The 16584-nt window shown below is 69.7% G+C and carries 17 protein-coding genes; 4 read left to right on the top strand and 13 right to left on the bottom strand.

Annotation, left to right across the window (positions count from 1 at the left end; translation table 11 throughout):
• Positions 1 to 20: 20 nt before the first annotated feature.
• Positions 21 to 674 (bottom strand): hypothetical protein, encoded by a 654-nt coding sequence (locus INT51_RS20610; protein ID WP_193107293.1) that lies wholly within the window; start codon positions 672 to 674, stop codon positions 21 to 23.
• Between the two features lie 112 nt (positions 675 to 786).
• On the opposite strand from INT51_RS20610, the gene INT51_RS20605 reads away from it, so the two are divergent.
• Positions 787 to 1395: a TetR/AcrR family transcriptional regulator gene (locus INT51_RS20605; RefSeq protein WP_193107292.1), complete on the top strand. Its 609-nt coding sequence runs from the start codon at positions 787 to 789 to the stop codon at positions 1393 to 1395.
• Between the two features lie 91 nt (positions 1396 to 1486).
• On the opposite strand, the gene INT51_RS20600 is transcribed toward INT51_RS20605, so the two are convergent.
• Positions 1487 to 2101 (bottom strand): TetR/AcrR family transcriptional regulator, encoded by a 615-nt coding sequence (locus INT51_RS20600; RefSeq protein WP_193107291.1) that lies wholly within the window; start codon positions 2099 to 2101, stop codon positions 1487 to 1489.
• A gap of 83 nt (positions 2102 to 2184) precedes the next feature.
• On the opposite strand from INT51_RS20600, the gene INT51_RS20595 reads away from it, so the two are divergent.
• The gene (locus INT51_RS20595; RefSeq protein WP_193107290.1) at positions 2185 to 3369 is read left to right on the top strand and encodes an MFS transporter; all 1185 of its coding nucleotides are present in this window, start codon (positions 2185 to 2187) and stop codon (positions 3367 to 3369) included.
• Between the two features lie 4 nt (positions 3370 to 3373).
• On the opposite strand, the gene INT51_RS20590 is transcribed toward INT51_RS20595, so the two are convergent.
• The 4 genes from INT51_RS20590 to INT51_RS20575 form a co-directional block, all read right to left on the bottom strand.
• A complete protein-coding gene (locus tag INT51_RS20590) occupies positions 3374 to 5260 on the bottom strand; it encodes a glycoside hydrolase family 76 protein (protein WP_193107289.1) in 1887 nt (628 codons plus the stop codon).
• A 99-nt stretch (positions 5261 to 5359) separates the two neighbouring features.
• On the bottom strand, positions 5360 to 5785 hold the full coding sequence (locus tag INT51_RS20585) for a hypothetical protein (RefSeq protein WP_193107288.1): 426 nt from the start codon (positions 5783 to 5785) through the stop codon (positions 5360 to 5362).
• Positions 5786 to 5810: 25 nt separating this feature from the next.
• On the bottom strand, positions 5811 to 6515 hold the full coding sequence (locus tag INT51_RS20580) for a response regulator transcription factor (RefSeq protein WP_304502275.1): 705 nt from the start codon (positions 6513 to 6515) through the stop codon (positions 5811 to 5813).
• Positions 6508 to 7680: a sensor histidine kinase gene (locus tag INT51_RS20575; RefSeq protein ID WP_193107287.1), complete on the bottom strand. Its 1173-nt coding sequence runs from the start codon at positions 7678 to 7680 to the stop codon at positions 6508 to 6510. Before INT51_RS20575 ends, INT51_RS20580 begins: the two co-directional genes overlap by 8 nt.
• A 235-nt stretch (positions 7681 to 7915) precedes the next feature.
• On the opposite strand from INT51_RS20575, the gene INT51_RS20570 reads away from it, so the two are divergent.
• A complete protein-coding gene (locus INT51_RS20570) occupies positions 7916 to 8572 on the top strand; it encodes a DedA family protein (RefSeq protein ID WP_193107286.1) in 657 nt (218 codons plus the stop codon).
• Here INT51_RS20570 and dnaG read toward each other — a convergent pair.
• The 4 genes from dnaG to INT51_RS20550 all read right to left on the bottom strand — a co-directional run bounded on the left by dnaG (position 8514) and on the right by INT51_RS20550 (position 13540).
• A complete protein-coding gene (gene dnaG / locus INT51_RS20565) occupies positions 8514 to 10484 on the bottom strand; it encodes a DNA primase (RefSeq protein ID WP_193107285.1) in 1971 nt (656 codons plus the stop codon). The genes INT51_RS20570 and dnaG overlap by 59 nt on opposite strands.
• A gap of 4 nt (positions 10485 to 10488) precedes the next feature.
• Positions 10489 to 11811 (bottom strand): deoxyguanosinetriphosphate triphosphohydrolase, encoded by a 1323-nt coding sequence (locus INT51_RS20560; RefSeq protein ID WP_193107284.1) that lies wholly within the window; start codon positions 11809 to 11811, stop codon positions 10489 to 10491.
• 3 nt (positions 11812 to 11814) lie between these two features.
• Positions 11815 to 13023, bottom strand: a complete 1209-nt coding sequence (gene dusB / locus INT51_RS20555; RefSeq protein WP_193107283.1) for a tRNA dihydrouridine synthase DusB — start codon at positions 13021 to 13023, stop codon at positions 11815 to 11817.
• Between the two features lie 184 nt (positions 13024 to 13207).
• Positions 13208 to 13540: a VOC family protein gene (locus INT51_RS20550; protein WP_193107282.1), complete on the bottom strand. Its 333-nt coding sequence runs from the start codon at positions 13538 to 13540 to the stop codon at positions 13208 to 13210.
• Between the two features lie 200 nt (positions 13541 to 13740).
• Here INT51_RS20550 and INT51_RS20545 point away from each other — a divergent pair, with 200 nt between their 5' ends.
• Positions 13741 to 14124 carry a helix-turn-helix domain-containing protein gene (locus INT51_RS20545; protein WP_193107281.1) on the top strand — a complete coding sequence of 128 codons (384 nt, stop codon included), beginning with the start codon at positions 13741 to 13743 and terminating at the stop codon, positions 14122 to 14124.
• Here the strand turns inward: INT51_RS20545 and INT51_RS20540 are convergent.
• From INT51_RS20540 to INT51_RS20530, 3 genes are all read right to left on the bottom strand, one after another.
• Positions 14102 to 14704 carry a ClpP family protease gene (locus INT51_RS20540; protein WP_193107280.1) on the bottom strand — a complete coding sequence of 201 codons (603 nt, stop codon included), beginning with the start codon at positions 14702 to 14704 and terminating at the stop codon, positions 14102 to 14104. The genes INT51_RS20545 and INT51_RS20540 overlap by 23 nt on opposite strands.
• Positions 14701 to 15402 (bottom strand): ClpP family protease, encoded by a 702-nt coding sequence (locus INT51_RS20535; RefSeq protein ID WP_193107279.1) that lies wholly within the window; start codon positions 15400 to 15402, stop codon positions 14701 to 14703. The genes INT51_RS20540 and INT51_RS20535 overlap by 4 nt, the downstream gene beginning before the upstream one ends.
• A gap of 77 nt (positions 15403 to 15479) precedes the next feature.
• A complete protein-coding gene (locus INT51_RS20530) occupies positions 15480 to 16514 on the bottom strand; it encodes a DUF4037 domain-containing protein (RefSeq protein ID WP_193107278.1) in 1035 nt (344 codons plus the stop codon).
• Positions 16515 to 16584: the final 70 nt, after the last annotated feature.

The following is a 16584-nucleotide window of genomic DNA, read 5'->3' as shown; positions in this document are numbered from 1 at the left end:
GGAGGATGAGCGCTTCTCGATCAGTTCCCCGCCGCGTCGAGGAGCCAGTGGTAGCGCAGGCGCAGCGCTCGCTCCGTGCTGGCGATGGCCGCCGCGACGCCGAGCGTGATGGTCAGCCACAGCGGCAGGCGGATCACCGGTTCGACCGGCCCGATCTCCTCGGCGATCGGAGGGATCTGCAGGATCGGCACAGCGATCTGCTGGAGCAGCAGCACCACGCCGACCAGGAGCGCCACGATGGAGATCACGCCCACCACCCGGCTCAGCGCCGGCCGACGGTGCTCGAAGCGGGCGCGACGGCCCTCCGCCGAACGGGGATCGGGCGTGAGCTGGCGCTCGGCGCCATGGTCGGTGACGAAGTGGCAGCGCTTCAGCCCGAAGGCGCTGGCATCGACCTCGATCGTGCCGCCCTCGACCGGGAAGAGCGCGGGCGCCCTCGCGACAGCATGCTGGTGACCATCGCGGTAGAGGAATACCTTCAGGTAGCCGTTCTCATCGGTCTTCCACTGCCGCGCATCCACCGAATATCGCACGGCATGGCCGGCGGAGTCGGTGAGATCGAGGTGAAACAGGGAGCGACCCAGCACCTGCCACCACCGTAATCGGCGCAGGACGCTGCCATCGCCGGGCTCGATCCGCTTGACCGCACGACGACGGCGCCACTGCTGGAACATCTGCGTGCCTCCTCGGCACTGGAGAACGGGCCAGTACACTGTGTTGGACGGACGTCAGGCACGCTATCACGGCGCGGCAGTACGCTGTATTGGACGGAAGTAGGTGGCGCAGGTGAACGATCACCAGCAGACGAGCACACGAGAACGGGTTCTCGCGGCGGCTGCCGCGATCATCGGCGAGGACGGGGTGACCGCTCACCTGAGCGTGCGTGCGGTCGCCGCGAGGGCCGGGGTGAGCGCCGGCTCGCTGCGGCACCATTTCCCGACCCAACAGGGACTGCGAGACGAGATCATGCGCCGCGTCTACGACTGGATGTTGCCCGAGAGCAGCATCCGCGACACCACGATCCCCGCCCGCGAGCGTCTCGTGCAGTGTCTGCGCCAGGTGCTGGAGCTGGGCGGTACCGGAGCTGAGGCCCGCGAGTCGATGACCCTGCTGGCGAGCTCCTTCGTCGCGGCGGCGCAGTCCGCACCGGTCCGGGACGCCTATCTTGCGATGCAGCGTGACGGGCAGCGCCGGGCGGAGGAGTGGCTGCGCCTGCTCGCAGCGGACTCCGCCCTGCCCGAGGAGGAGATTCCGTCCCGCGCACGCTTCCTCGGCACCGTGCTCAATGGCCTCGCGCTGGAGCGGGCACTGCCCGTCGAGGACGGATTCCTGCAGCTCGAGACGGAGACGCTGTACGCAGCGGCCGACGCCGCACTCGCTCCACGGCGGTCGTGACTCCAGGGATCCCGCGTCCCGTGGACGAGGGGCGCATCGGCGAGCTCCCGCGCGAGCGGACCGCCCGGGCGGCGTCATCGAGGCCCCGGTCTCAGCTGTCAGTCGTCGCGCTCGTCCTGCGTTCACGCAGAAGCCGCTCGGTCATCTCGCGTGCACTCCGGAAGAGCCGATCATCGCCGTCGATGCCGCGGTGAGCGACCGCTCCCTCCATCAGCAGGTACACCTCCCGGGCTGTTGATCCGGCATCGCGGAACTCGGACGGATCGGAGTCGAGAAGCTCGACGAGACGGTCGAGCACGGCCCGCTTATGGGCCTGGATCACGCGGTAGCCCGGATGATCGTCGGGCAGTTCTGCCGCGGCGTTGAGGAATGCGCAGCCACGCTCCGTGGACTCCGAATCCTCGATGTACGAGTCGAAGAGCGCCAGCACCGGCGATTGCGACGCGGTGGAGACTCTGTGCTCCATGCGGTTCCACCAGAGTTGATGTCGAGCCTGCAGGTACGCGGCGACGAGGCGGTCCTTGGAGCCGAACCGGTCGTACAGCGTCCGCTTGGTGATGCCCGAGGTGGCAGCGATCGCGTCCACCCCGACCGCATGGATCCCGTGTCGGTAGAACAGTTCGGACGCCACCTCCAGGATGCGTCGGGCCCCGGGGGTCAGCTCCGGCGGCCGCAACGCCCCGTCCAGATCTTCCTGCCTTGTCATGTGCGCTCCTCTCCCTCGTTGACTTCACAGACCAGTGTACGTACTCTCGAGGTAGTTCACAGATCTGTGAGATCGGAGGCGGGATGAAGGAAAGCAGTACGGTCGTCGAGTCCGCAACGTCGGGCCCACCGCGCGGGAGCAGGACGTTGTGGCTCACCGGCGCAGGCCTCTCGCTGATCGCGGTCAGCTACGGGCTGGCCCGTTTCGCCTACGGCCTGTTCATGCCGGTCTTCCGCACCGAGTTCGACCTCGATGCCGCCACCGCCGGAGCGATCGCCGCCGGTTCCTATCTCTCCTACTCCGTCGCGATCGTGCTCTCCACCATTTTGACGCCACGGTTCGGCGCTCGCCGCACAGCGATCGCCGCCGGCATCATCGCCACCACCGGCATCCTCATGATCGCCGCGGCACCCAGCACGTTCGTGCTCGCCGCGGGCGTGCTCATCGCGGGTTCGAGCACCGGGGTGGCATCGCCTCCGCTGGCACATGCCGTCGCGCACACGGTGGGCCCATCGGTGCGAGACCGCACACAGACGGTGATCAATGCGGGCACCGGAGTGGGAGTCGCGGTCGCCGGCCCGATCGCGCTGCTCACGCTCGAGCAGTGGCGGTCCGCGTGGCTGGTCTTCGCGGTCGTCTCCGCCGTCGTCACCCTCTGGGTCGCTCGTGCCGTCCCCTCCGGACCGTCGGGCCGTGTGAGTCACGGCGCGGCGGCGCTGCTTCCTCGCCCGGTGCTCGCTGTCGGGAGCAGACGATTGATGGCCGCCGCAGCGCTCATGGGTCTTGCCAGTTCAGCTGTCTGGACCTTCGGCCGCGATGTCCTCGTCAGCACCGGAGGTATGAGTGAGGGCGCGTCCACGACCGCGTGGATCCTCCTCGGCGCATTCGGCGTGCTCGGAGCCGTCACCGGTGACCTGACAGGTCGCGTCGGGATCAGGTCAGCGTGGGTGGCAGCCATGCTCACCCTGGGGGTCGCGACCGGGATGCTCGCCGCATTCCCCGGAGTCGTTCCCCTCGCCTGGGCTGCAGCAGCAGCGTTCGGGGCCGCCTATATCGCGCTGACCGGGGTGCTCCTGATCTGGGGAACCTCGGTGTACGAGCAAGCACCTGCTGCCGGCGTGGGGATCGCCTTCCTGGCCATCGCCCTCGGTCAGGCAGCAGGATCTCCCGTCATCGGCGCCCTGGCCGAGATCACGAGCCCGGCCACCGCCTTCACCGTGGCGGCGCTGACCGCTCTCGTCGGAGCAGCCATCCGCCCCAGGTGGTGACTGCTCAGGACGCGCCGTACTCTGCGGTCACGTGATGCACCTGGCCGCCCCAACCGTCCTCGGGGAAGGCGTCCGAGACCCGCAGGTACACGTCCTTGTCCTCGCCCTCGAGGTACGGCGTCAGGTCGAGGGTATGGTCGGCGCGATTGGAGGCGTCCCTGATCGGTTCGTCCTCCGCCAGCACCCGAGTCCAGTTCTCGTCGTCAGGGCCGAGGTCCACCAGATACTGATTGCTGATCGTCACGGTGACCTGGGCTGTCGTGGTGCTCGCGGGGAACGGGAAGCGGTAGACGAAGGCGCTGTCACCATCGGCGAACCGCCCGGGTTCGTCGGTGACGCCCGAGCCGCCGGCGTCCCACAGCCACGGCGTATCCTGGGTCCCGCCATCGAAGTTCACGCTGCGGGCCACCACCACCTCGCTCCGTGCGACGAACTCCAGACCGCCGGGAGCGCTTGCCGTCACAGCGATGAGATGGGTGCCCTCGGCGGCGTCCGCGGGAACGGTCACCTGCAGCGGGACGATGGCGAGCACGGGCTCTCCCTCGGACTCCGGGGTCTCCAGGCTGACGTGGTCCTCGGTCTCGACCGTCCAGCCGTCCGGCCCTTCGGCCATGAGGCCCACTCGGATGCTGCGAGCCGGGGTGGAGGTGATCGCGACCTGCAGGTCGAGGTCCACTGTCATCGGCTCGGTATCGGGCATGACCACTGGGGCCTGGGAGAGCGAGGCCGACAACGACCGTCGTGCTCCCTGCTCCGGGAGGTCGGCGATCAGGGCGCTGAGGGCGCTCGCCTGGGTGCGCCAGTCGAAGACGTTCGGGGACTCCTCGGTGCTCGCGCCGGCCCAGCGCACTCCGAGCTCGTCGGCGATAGTGCGGTCCTCCTCCCAGATCGTCGCCGCCTGGGTAGCGACGATGTCCCGGTACGTCGCATCGCCGGTGGTGTCGGCGAGATCCATCAGATAGCGCAGGAAGATGCCCTTGAACTGCTTGTGGTTGTCGTTCGTCGTCTCCCCCAGCACATCGGTCCACTCGGTGAGGATCCCGCCCCTGGACAAAGCGCCCTCGACGAACGCCGAGTCCGCGAAATAGCGGGCCTTCTCCAGCAGCTGCGGATCGCCGGTGGCTCGCCACAGCTCGAGGGCGGCGCCGATCGCCAGGCCCTGGTTGTACGTGTACACGTGGTCGCCGTTGTTCTCGCAGGCATCCGTCAGCCCGTCGTTGAGCAGTCCGTTCTCGTTGACCATCCCGCTGTTCGTGTACCAGTCCCACGCCACCTGCGCCCGCTCGAGCCATGCCGTATCGCCCGGGAGGCGATTGTGCAGCTCGGCCGTCAGCCGGATCCATTGCCCGTTGGTGACGGCGTTCTTGTAGGTGCGCTCCTCGTCCCACCAGATGCCGCCGTCGCAGGTGCTGGGATCCCAGAAGTCGTTCATGAACTCACCGATCGTCACGGCCATGTCCAGATACTTCTGGTCCCCGGTCAGGTCGTACGTGGTGATCCAGGTCAGCGCCCACCAGCCGGAGTCATCGATGGCACGACTGGTGAAGTTGCCGTACAGCTCGTCGCCCGACAGCTCACCGGCGGGGAACGGCCCCTTGTTCCTCTCGAAGGTGTGGTCCAGCTGGTCCAGGTAGCGACGGTCTCCGCTGCGCAGCATGTAGTCGCCGATGGTCTGCAGGGCAACCGCGGAGTTCCACCAGCTCGAGGGGAACCATGCCTTGTTCTGGTCGTAGTCCCCCATCAGCACATCGGCGGCGACGCGAGTCCGAGCGAGCGCCGCTTCGCCCCGGACACGCGGCAGCGTCGGTGGTGCCGCGTGCGCGGCGGTGGCTGCTCCGAGGGCAGGCAGGGCGGCTGTGAGGGTGACAAGGGTGCGGCGTGACATCTTCATCGATGGGGCTCCCGATCGTGGCGCTTCGCCTTCGAGCGCACTGTTCGTGCCGTGATCGTTCACGGACGGCGTCGAGCATTCCACCGCTGCACCCGGGCGTCAATCACCGCGCACGGTCGTCTCGTCAGTCCAGACGGGGCGTTCGATGTCGACCGGGCCCAGAGGAACGCGCCAGAGCCGGTACGTCTCGCCGCGTCGCGCACGGGCGGCGATCCAGTCCCTCCCCAGCCGCCCGGACCCGAAGACCGCGACGGGATCCGTATCCTCCTCGGGTCGCTCATGGAACGCATCGGCTTCCACAGCGACCCACACGTCGGACTGCTCCCTGGCACCGCGATCCCCGGTGATGTCGACGTCGATCCAGTGGACGCCGGCACCGGGGTGTCGGTCCTCGGCAGCACGGGCATCCAGTTCGTGCAGGACGGCACCGATGAGCGGACGATTCGGTCCGCAGATCGAGGGGTCGTCCGTCGGCACCTCGCAGAACATCAGGTGCACCTGGCGCTGCCTGCCGGTCACGTTCATCTGCGCAGCCGTCGATCTCCCTGGTCTACTGCTCGTCGAGGTACCTCAGCACGGCCTGCACGCGACGGCTGGTCTGCTCGTCCCCGGTCAGGTCGAGCTTGTCGAAGACCGCGCTGATGGCCTTCTCCACCGTACTCAGCGAGAGGAACAGACGCTCGGCGATACCGCGGTTCGAGAGCCCCTCGGCCATGGTCTCCAGGACCTCGACCTCTCGCGGCGTGAGACGACTGACCGCCTTCTGCTGCTCCGGGCTGCGCAGCAGTGCCCGGACCACGGCGGGATCGATGACGGTGCCGCCGCCGGCGACGTCGTGGACGGCGCCCAGGAAGCTGTCGATCTCGGTGATGCGGTCCTTGAGCAGGTAACCGATGCCAGGCGTCTCGGCGCCCAGCAGATCGCTCGCGTACTCCCGGGTGACGTACTGGGACAGCATCAGCACTCCGACCGCGGGATGCTCGCGTTTGATCCGCAGCGCCGCGAGCAGCCCTTCGTTGGTGTGGGTGGGCGGCATGCGCACATCGACGATCGCCAGTCGCGGCTGGTGGCGTGCCACTTCGTCCAGCAGCGCCTGGCCGTCTCCCACGGAGGCGAGCACGTCGATGCCCTCCTCGACCAGCAGGCTGCGCACGCCCTCGCGCAGCAGCACCGCGTCATCGGCGAGGACGACAGTCAGCGCAGTGCTCGAACTGCTCGTGCTGGAGGCGTCGGGTGGGCTGTCGTGCTCAGTCACAAGGGATCTCCACGGTGATGACGGTCGGGCCGCCGAGCGGGCTGTCCACGCTCACGCTACCGTCCAGGGCTGCGACCCGCCGGGCGAGCCCCTGCAGCCCGCCGCCTTCCAGGTCGGCGCCGCCGATCCCGTCGTCGTGGACGCTGAGGTGCAGGAGGCGCCGGTCCGACATGGCGACCGTGTACAGCGCGATCCGCACGCTGCTCGCGTCGGCATGCTTGACGACATTGGTGACCGCTTCACGAGCCACGAAGTACGCGGCCGACTCCACTGCCTGCGGGAGTTCCCCGTCGATATGGTGCTCGACCTGCACGGGTACCGGACTGGTGGCGGCGACTCCGTCGAGCGCGGCAGCCAGTCCATGCTCATCCAGCGCTGTCGGGTAGATCCGCCAGGCCACCTGACGCACCTCCTCGATCAACGCCTGCGACTGCGTATGGGCCTGCTCGAGCAGCTGTACGGACCGCTCGGGATCCGCGGCCCGCTTGGCACGGGCCAGGGTGACGGACAGGGAGACGACGTTCTGCTGCACCCCGTCGTGCAGGTCCCGTTCGATGCGGCGGCGCTCGTCGTCGATCGCCACCACCACGCCGCGGCGGGTGGTCAGCAGCCGACTGATGCGGCTGTCCAGGGCGTCGCTCCGCACGACCCCGGTCCACCGCCGCAGGAGCCGGGTCTGCAACCACACCGCGAACTCCGCGTACAGCGCGGCGGCGAGCAGGCTCGAGGTGCCGAAGATGAGGAGCACCGCGGGAGCCGGGCGACTGATCACCCACAGGTCGAACGCCATGGTGACCGAGCTGCCGTACAGGGACTGGATGAAGCTGCCGACCACGACTGCGGCCACGAGCACCAGCAGGTCGTACATCACGTACCCGAGGATGGCGGCGACGGCGCCGTGCAGCAGGGCGCGCCGACCCCCGAGGAAGTCACCCGCGTCATCCCCCAGCTGCATTCGGTACGCCTGCCGCAGCCGCCGCAGCTCCCAGCTGCGCACCCGGCGGAACGGTGCCCTCCAGCGCACCAGCATCAGTAGCGCCGTCAGGAGGAGCAGGGGGCCCAGCACCAGCCCCAGCAGTGTGCCGACGACATGACGCAGCGAGCGCCTTACGAGTCGTGTCGGCTCGCGGGGCAGCTGGATGCCGGAGAGGTCGGGCAGGCGCATAGGGAAGCTCCAGGGATGAGGCGACGTCGCTCGACGTCGCTCTGCAAGGTACCAACCTCCTGCGACCTCGCCGAAGGGGGGCACCCTCATCGTCCATGACGGTTTCCTGCAGGGTCGTCCTTCGGGTCTCCGTCGACAGTGCGGAGGCCAGCCCCGTTCTGCCGGACCGGGTTCGGTCCTTAGCGTCGTACTCGCACCGTCACTGCTCCCCTTCACCCCTCCCAGGAGACCGTTCATGGACGCCGTTCTACAGCTGGCCGAGACCCTGCTGGCCTCACCCTGGCTCTATGTGCTGGTGCTGGGCCTGGCCCTGACCGACGCGGTGTTCCCCGTCATCCCGGCAGAGACCGTGGTGATCACCGCCGGCGCCTATGCGGTCACGGGTCAGCCCGATGCGCTGCTGGTGGTCCTCGCAGCCTGGATCGGAGCCCTGATCGGGGACATCACGGCCCATCACCTCGGACGGGGCGCCGGGCCGCTGACTCGACGGTTCCGCCGGCGCCGTTGGGGCAGTTCGCTGCTCGGGTGGGCCGAGAAGGAACTGACTGCCCGGGGCGGCATGCTGATCATCTCTGCGCGGTTCATCCCCGGAGGGCGCACCGCCACCACCGTGGCCTCCGGAGTGATCGGGTACCCGCGTGCCAGGTTCGCCGGCTTCGCGGCGATCGCCGCTCTGCTCTGGGCGGTCTACAGCGTCGGCATCGGCATGCTCGGCGGCCTCGCCTTCCACGAGCAGCCGCTGATGGGCGTGGCGCTCGGCGTCGGACTCGCGCTCGCGGTGGGCGGCACCATCGAGGGGGTGCGGGCGCTGCGGCGCCGACGGACGGCGCCGCTCAGTCCTCGGCCGAGCGCAGTGCGCGCCGCTTCTCCTGCACCCGGGCGAGGCGCGTGAGGATCTCCTGGTATCTCTCGCCGTCGGAGGGGTCGGTGCGCTGCAGACGCTGTTTGAGCACGGAGTACTCACGCGTGATGGACAGTTCGCTGAGCCGATCCAACAGGGAACCTGCCAGGCGCTCCAGCCCCGCCTCGTCCCGAGCGGGCAGGTCGAGGTTCGCAATCTCCACGACCAGCGGGCGCACGGTCTCCCCAGCGATCTCCAGGACCTGTTCGAGGTAGCGCGCCGGATGCAGCGTCCCGATCACCGCGTCGAGCAGGGTGCCTGCCGCGAGCATCACATCCCATACACCCTGCAGAGCAGGCACGTGGAAGGCGTCGTCCGGGAGTGCGGCGACCTTCGCATTGTCCAGCAGTTGAGGGGCCTGCAGCAGGACTGCCAGGGACTGGGTCTCCACCTGGCCCACCGGGTCGCGAGGGCTCACCACATCGGCCAGGCGCGACATCGGGATCACGAGCCCGTCGTCACCCCCCTCCTTCCCGGCCTCGGGACGCTCAGTGGGCTGCGGCGCCTCGGCGTGCCGGCCGCTGCTCCCTTCGGCCCGGCCCGCATCGTGCACGGCCCGCAGCACCGTGCGCTCGTCCATACCGAGCCAGCCCGACAGCCGCCGCGCGTACTCGGGGCGCATGGCCCGATCGCGGATCCGGGCGACCACCGGGGCCGCCATCCGCAGGGCCGTGACCTGGCCCTCGACGGTGTCCAGGTCGACCTGGGCGATCGCGGACCGGATCGCGAACTCGAACATCGGCTTGCGTGCCTCGATGAGGTCCACGACGGCCTGGTCCCCCTTGGTGATCCGCAGGTCGCAGGGGTCCATGCCGTTCGGCTCGACCGCGACATAGGTCTGCGCGACGAACTTCTGGTCCTCCTCGAAGGCGCGCAGGGCGGCCTTCTGCCCGGCGGCGTCCCCGTCGAAGGTGAAGACGACCTCGCCCGAGAGGCCGCGCCCGTCGGTGTTCAGACGCAGGCCCGAGTTCGGGTTCGAGTCACCCATGACGCGGCGGACGATCTTGACGTGCTCGGCGCCGAAGGCGGTGCCGCAGGAGGCGACGGCGGTGGGGACCCCGGCCAGATGGGCGGCCATGACGTCCGTGTAGCCCTCGACGACGACCACGCGGCGCTGCGAGGAGATGTCCTTGCGCGCCAGGTCCAGGCCGTAGAGAACATTGGACTTGTGGTAGATCGCGGTCTCGGGGGTGTTGAGGTACTTCGGCCCCTTGTCCGTCTCCAGAAGGCGGCGGGCGCCGAAGCCGATGGTGTTGCCGGTGATGTCGCGGATGGGCCAGATCAAGCGGCCGCGGAAACGGTCGTACACGCCGCGCTGGCCCTGGGAGACGATGCCGCTCGCGGTCAGCTCCGGCTCGGTGAAGCCGCGCCCCCTCAGCACCGTGGTGATCGCGTCCCAGCCCTCCGGCGCGAAGCCGACCCCGAAACGCTCCGCGGCGGCGCGATCGAAACCGCGCTCGGCGAGGAAGCGACGGCCCACCTCGGCCTCCGGGGCGGAGAGCTGCTCGCGGTAGTACTCCTCCGCGATCGCATGGGCGTCCAGGAGGCGACGGCGGGTCCCGAAATCGGGGCGCTCGCCCTTGCCCTCCCCGCCGTCCTCATAGGTCAGCTGGACGCCGTAGCGCCCTGCCAGCATCTCGACGGCCTCGACGAAGCTGAGGTGATTTATCTTCTGCACGAAGGCGATGACGTCCCCGCCCTCGCCACAGCCGAAGCAGTGCCAATGGCCCAGCTGCGGGCGGATGTTGAACGACGGGGTCTTCTCGTCGTGGAAGGGGCACAGCCCCTTCATCGAGCCGATGCCGCCGGTGCGCAGGGTGACGTGCTCGCCGACCACCTCGTCCAAGCGCGAGCGCTCGCGCACCAGGTCGACGTCGGATCGACGGATCAGTCCCTGGGCCAACTCCTCACAGCTCCGATCCGAGTCCGGGCAGCGGGGTGTCCGCGGCGGTGATGTGCGTGATATCGCGATCGAACAGGACTTCGTGGAGGCGGCGCGCGGTGACGTCCGTGTACGAGGCGATCTGGTCGACGACCACCCGGCGGCGGGTGTCGTCATCCGTCGCAGCGTCCCACAGTTCGGCGAACAGGGGGCTGAGGTATCCGGTTCCCGTGTTCCACAGGCGCGAGTAGAGATCGCGGATGATCTCCTCCTGCGCCTCGTAGACGGGCTTCTGGGAGGCCGAGGACATCACATACGCGGCGGCGAGGCCCTTGAGCACGGCGATCTCCAGATGAGTCTCCTCCGGCAGGACGATGTCGCCGCCGTAGCGTGACATCTGCTCGACTCCGTGGGCGGCCCGGGTGGACGTGATCGCGGATCGGGTGAAGCGTCCGATCAGCTGGCTGGCCATGTTCTTCAGCGCGGCGGCCGAGCGCATCGACCCGGTGAAGGTGAGCACCCAGGACGGCTCCTGCTCGAGCCGTCGCAGCGCCGCGTCGAGCTCGTCGATCGACTCGTCGGGCATGTACCAGTCCTGCACGACGTACAGCGCGGCGGAGCGCTCCATCGGGTCCTGCAGCTTCCCGAGATCCAGGGTCCGCCCGGTGATGGCGTCCTCGATGTCGTGGACCGAATAGGCGATGTCGTCGGCGAGGTCCATGACCTGCGCTTCGAAGCACTTGCGCCCCGGCGTCGAGCCTTGGCGCGCCCACTCGTACACGTCGAGGTCGTCGGCGTAGGCACCGAACTTGGGCGACGTCGGATCCGGCCCTTCGCCCCGGGCCCATGGGTACTTGATCGCCGCGTCGACGCTCGCCCGGGTCAGGTTCAGGCCGTAGGGACGGCCCTCCCCGATCACCTTCGGCTCCAAGCGGGTGAGCAGGCGCAGGGTCTGCGCGTTGCCCTCGAAGCCCCCGAAATCGGCGGCGATCTCGCTGAGCACCTTCTCGCCGTTGTGCCCGAAGGGCGGGTGTCCCAGATCGTGGGACAGGCAGGCGGCGTCGACGACGTCGGGATCGCAGCCGAGCTCGAGTCCGATGTCGCGACCTACCTGCGCCACCTCGAGGGAGTGCGTCAGGCGGGTGCGCACGAAATCGTTGGCCCCGGCGCCGAGCACCTGGGTCTTCGCGCCGAGCCGGCGCAGCGCCGAGGAATGCAGCACGCGGGCGCGGTCACGCTGGAACGGAGTGCGGGCCTGGGACTTCGGGGGCTCGAGGGTCCAGCGCTCGAGGTCGGACTCGGTGTAGCCGACGGGCGGCTCGGCGTCGGAACGGTTCTCCAGGGTCATCGTTCAGCCTCCCGAGGTGTCGAGCTCGGCCTCATGGAGGCGGGCGGCGTGATCGGCGGTCAACTCGCGCGAGCTCATCCACCCCTCCGGCACGACGGCCCGTTTCGGCGAGCCGGCGCGCCCGCGAGGGCCTTCGACGGCCGCACCCGGGTACGGGCTGTCGAGGTCCAGCTCGGCGAGCTTCGCCTCGAGATCGGCGAGCGATTCCATGGTGGCCAGGCGATGACGCATCTCGCCGCCGACGGGGTAGCCCTTGAAGTACCAGGCCACGTGCTTGCGCAGATCCCGCAGCGCCCGCCCCTCGTCCTCGAAGTACTCCACGAGCAGCTCGGCGTGACGCCGCAGGATCGTGGCGATGTCCCCCATGGAAGGCCGCACCCGGTCCGGCTTCCCGGCGAAACCGGCGGCGAGATCGGCGAACAGCCAGGGGCGGCCCTGGCAGCCGCGGCCGACGACGACGCCGTCGCAGCCGGTCTGCTCCATCATCTCCAGCGCGTCCTCGGCGGACCAGATGTCTCCGTTGCCGAGCACGGGGATGTCGGTGACCAGCTCCTTGAGGTCGGCGATGGCGTCCCAGCGGGCGGTGCCCGAGTAGTGCTGGACGACGGTGCGGCCGTGCAGCGCGATCGCCGCGGCGCCGACCTCCTGGGCGATCAGCCCGGCGTCTCGGTAGGTGACGTGGTCCTCGTCGATGCCGATGCGAGTCTTCACGGTCACGGGGACCTCAGGGCCGGCGGCCTCGACGGCGCTGCGCACGATCCGCGTGAACAGCTCCGACTTCCAGGGCAGCACGCCGCCCCCACCGCGGCGGGTCACCTTGGGGACCGGGCAGCCGAAGTTGAGATCGATGTGGTCAGCGAGGTCGCGTTCGCGGATCATCTCCACGGCCCGGCGCACGGTGGCCGGGTCGACCCCGTAGAGCTGGACGGAGCGGGGCGTCTCCCGCTCCCCCATCGTCACCAGGCGCCAGGACTCCTTGTGGTCCTCGACCAGTGCGCGCGTCGTCACCATCTCCGAGACGTACAGACCACCGTCGTCCTGGCTGTGCAGGGCCCCGAACTCGCGGCACAGCAGGCGGAACGCCATGTTCGTGATCCCGGCCATCGGCGCGAGCACGACAGGAGTGTCGATGGTGTGCGGACCGATCGTCAGGGCGCGTCGGGGCGAGCCGTCGGTGACGGCGGGAGCGGGCGCGGAGTCGAGGGTGGTCATCGTCTCGATTGTCCCACCTGGCCCCGCCCTCCGGGAGGGTGGCCGAGGGTGATGTGCATCGAGGGTGGGTGGGGAGGACGAGACCGTGCTGGCGGCGACCCGGGGCCACTGACCGCGGGGCGCGGACAGCGCCGGAGTTTCGCCCTCTTCTCCGCGCACAGAAAAGGCCGCGGGAGCGGTCCCCTCAGGCTCCGAACAGGACGATGCGAGTGCCTTCGGGGTCCGAGAGCCGTACGATCCGCGCGCCGCCACCGGACTGCGGATCGCCGCACTCCAGACCGGCCCTGCGCATTCGTTCGACGTCCGCATCGAGATCGTCCGTGGTGAGCACGAGCGACCCCGCTCCCGCGCGGTCGGGGTCCTGGAAGACCTGCACCGCGGCTCCATGGGGCAGATGCCACTCCAAGAGGCCTGCCATGGGTCGGGAATCCGGTTCGGCGCCGAACAGCTGCGTGTAGAAGGCCTCGGCGGCGCGGAGATCTCGGACGGAGGCAGTGGCGAACACGGAGGTGAACATGGGAGGCGTCCTTCGGCTCGAGGGGATGACGCATAGCGCGCCCGGGGTCATCGAGTCGACCGTAGACCCACCAGTTGCGAACCGCAAGCAGTTGCGTCCTGAGAACTCGCGGGACGGGGCGACGGCATCGGCGCTGCGACCACGCTCCGCTCTGAGCGGAGGCGACGGCACGGACGACGCCCCGGGCGTAGCCTCAGGCCATGAACGCTGATCTCGAGCCCCTTCTGCGTGAGCTGGTCGGTGCCGTGCTGCGTGTCGAGCGGCGCCGGCAGGGCCGCACCCTTGCCCAGGTCGCCGCGAAGGCAGGGATCAGCATGCAGCACTTGTCCGATGTCGAGCGCGGCCGCAAGGATCCGTCCTCCGAGATGCTCGCCGCGATCACCGGCGCGCTCGAGGTGAGCGTCACGAAGCTGCTGCTGCGCGTCGCCGACGACGCGCTGCTCGCCGGCAGCGCCCCGGGACGCCCCATGACCCTCGATCTGACCTCGACCTCCAGCCGCGGAGTACGCCGCATCCCGGAGGGAGCGGACGCCGAGGTCGCCCTCACCGCCCGCCCCGCCCTCACGCTGCTGTCGGCCGCCTGAGCAGCACTTCGTCGGCAAGGCCGTAGGCGACGGTCGCCTCCGCGTCCAGCACCTGCTCACGCTCGAGGTCCCGTCGGACCTGCTCCAGGGGCTGCCCGCTGTGCTGCGCGATGAGCGCCTCGAGCGCGCGCCGGATCCGCTGGACCTCTTCGGTGGCCAGGATCAGGTCCGGCACCGCGCCGCGGCCCTGCGCCTCCAGCGGATGCAGCACCACGCGGGTGTGGGGCAGCACCGACCGCATCCCGGGCGTGCCCGCGGCGAGCAGCACGACGGGAGCGGCGACCACCTGACCGACGCAGGTGACGGCCACCGCGCTGCGCACGTAGGCGAGGGTGTCGTAGATGGCGAGCACCGCCTGCGCGTCGCCGCCGCTGGAGTTCAGGTACAGGTGGATCGGGGCATCGGCAGACTCGTTCTCCAGATGCAGGATCTGGGCGATGACCGTGTTGGCGACCCCGTCGTCGATCGGGGTGCCGATGTACACGATGCGATCCGAGAGCAGACGCGAGTACACGTCGGCGCTGCGCTCGATGCCGGTACGGGTGCGCTCGATGACGCTGGGAATCGTGTAGCTGCTCATCGGGGGTCTCCTGTCGGGTCCTGGTATCGCGCCGGGATAGAGCTGGTCATCCCTAGCGAGGGCGCGCTGCGGGAGAGGGCGCCCAGGGGCAGGATCTCCTCGAGGGAGGTGACGATGCGATCGCAGAAGCCGTACTCGACAGCCCCTTCAGCGTCCCACAACCGGTCTCGGTCCGAGTCACGGGCGATGGTCTCCTCGCTCTGCCCGGTGCGCTCCGCCGTGATCCGGATGAGGAGGTCCCGGCTGCGGCGCAGATCCTCGGCCTGCAGCTCGATATCGGCGGCGCTGCCCCCGAAGCCCGCCGACCCCTGGTGCATGAGCACGCGGCCGTGGGGCAGGATCAGCCGCTTGCCCGGGGTGCCATGGGTGAGGAGGTACTGCCCGGCGCTGTACGCCATCCCCAGTGCCACGGTGCGCACATCGTTGGGGACCAGGTCCATGAGGTCCCCGATCGCGAGCATCGCGGGGACCAGGCCGCCCGGGGAATTGATGAGCATCGTGATGTCCGCGTGCGGATCCTCGGCGGCCAGCAGCAGGAGCTGGGCGCTGAGCTGTGCGCCGTTGTCCTGATCCAGCTCACGGTCCAGCAGGAGGACTCGGTGGTGGAGAAGGCGGGTGGCGGTGAGGGTGCCGAAGGCGGTCTGTGCGGAGGGGTCCGGTGAGTCGCTCCGTCGTGGGAGCGTCGTGGTGGGTGTCATGGCTCCAGCGTGCTTCCGCGGCGGGCCCTGCGGGGAGAGATCCGTCGTGCGCTGATCAGCTCAGAGCAGGACCGGGGTCAGCCGCCCACGAGACGGCGACGAGCGCGGGCATCCACGAGCACGCTCACGCTGTCGCTGATCTGCTCGGCGGTGCCGACGCCGGCCGGGAGCTCCTGCACCGTGGGGTCCTGGATCTGTGCGAGGAGGAGCTCGGGAAGAGCGCGCACGCCGATGTGGGGGCGCTCGAAGAAGGACTCGGTGGCGGGGTCCAGCGTCGGCAGGCCCTGCTCACCCTGCACCGCCGCCAGCAGTTCTGCGGCATCGGCCAGGGCGCTCTGCCGGGAGCGCCAGTCGCGGGCGCGCAGCACCTCGTGCAGGGCGATGCGCAGCGCGCCCCCACCGGGCAGGCGCGCTGCGGAGCGGGCGAGCCACTTCCCGTACGGCGGCCACCGCCGGTGCAGCAGATGTGCGAGGTGGAGCATGGTGCGCACGTGGCGCGCCGCGATCACGGCGGAGCCGTCCTCGTCGCCGCGCAGCCCGGCGCGGCCCACGTCGGGGAACTCCTGGCCCAGGCGCGACCAATCGGCCGCCAGGGCGTACAGCCAGACGTCGCGGGGGTACCAGTCAAGGCCCTCCCGGATCGTCGTGAGCGCGCCCGGACCGTCATGGAAGACCGGGCCGGCGGTGACCTCGAGGATCGCCTGCCCGGTCAGCGACAGCCAGTCCCGCACGTCGAGACCGACCGTCGGGTCCGCCCCGAGGCGGGAGAGGGCGAAGTCGGCGGCCGAGGCGGTCTCGACACGCTGGCGGACCACCGGGTCCCAGGTGGTCGGGAAGCGGGTGGGGTGACCCTGCCAGGTCTCCGGCAACTCGCGGTGCAGCACGGCGTCGATCTCGCCGGCGCGCCCTCCTTCGACCAGCAGCGTCAGGCGCAGTCCCCAGTCATGGTCACGGGACTGCTCGTCGTCGAAACCGAGCACGTCCGAGCCGGAGCCGAGGCGCGCCGCGGCATACTCGAGCCCCGCGGCGTGCGTCGCCAGCAGCGGGCGGACGACCTGTTCGAAGTACGCCCTGCTCAGGTCGATACCGGATGGGATCGCATCATGGACCATCTCTGCCCTCTCCCATCCCTTCGGGTCGACCCTCGCCGCTGCTGCTCTCCCGGGAACCGACCTCCGACCC

It is taken from the genome of Brachybacterium sp. FME24 (assembly GCF_014897705.1).
Classification (GTDB): domain Bacteria; phylum Actinomycetota; class Actinomycetes; order Actinomycetales; family Dermabacteraceae; genus Brachybacterium.
Note: the sequence above shows the minus strand (reverse complement) of the source record. Positions and strands in the feature narration are given on the sequence as shown.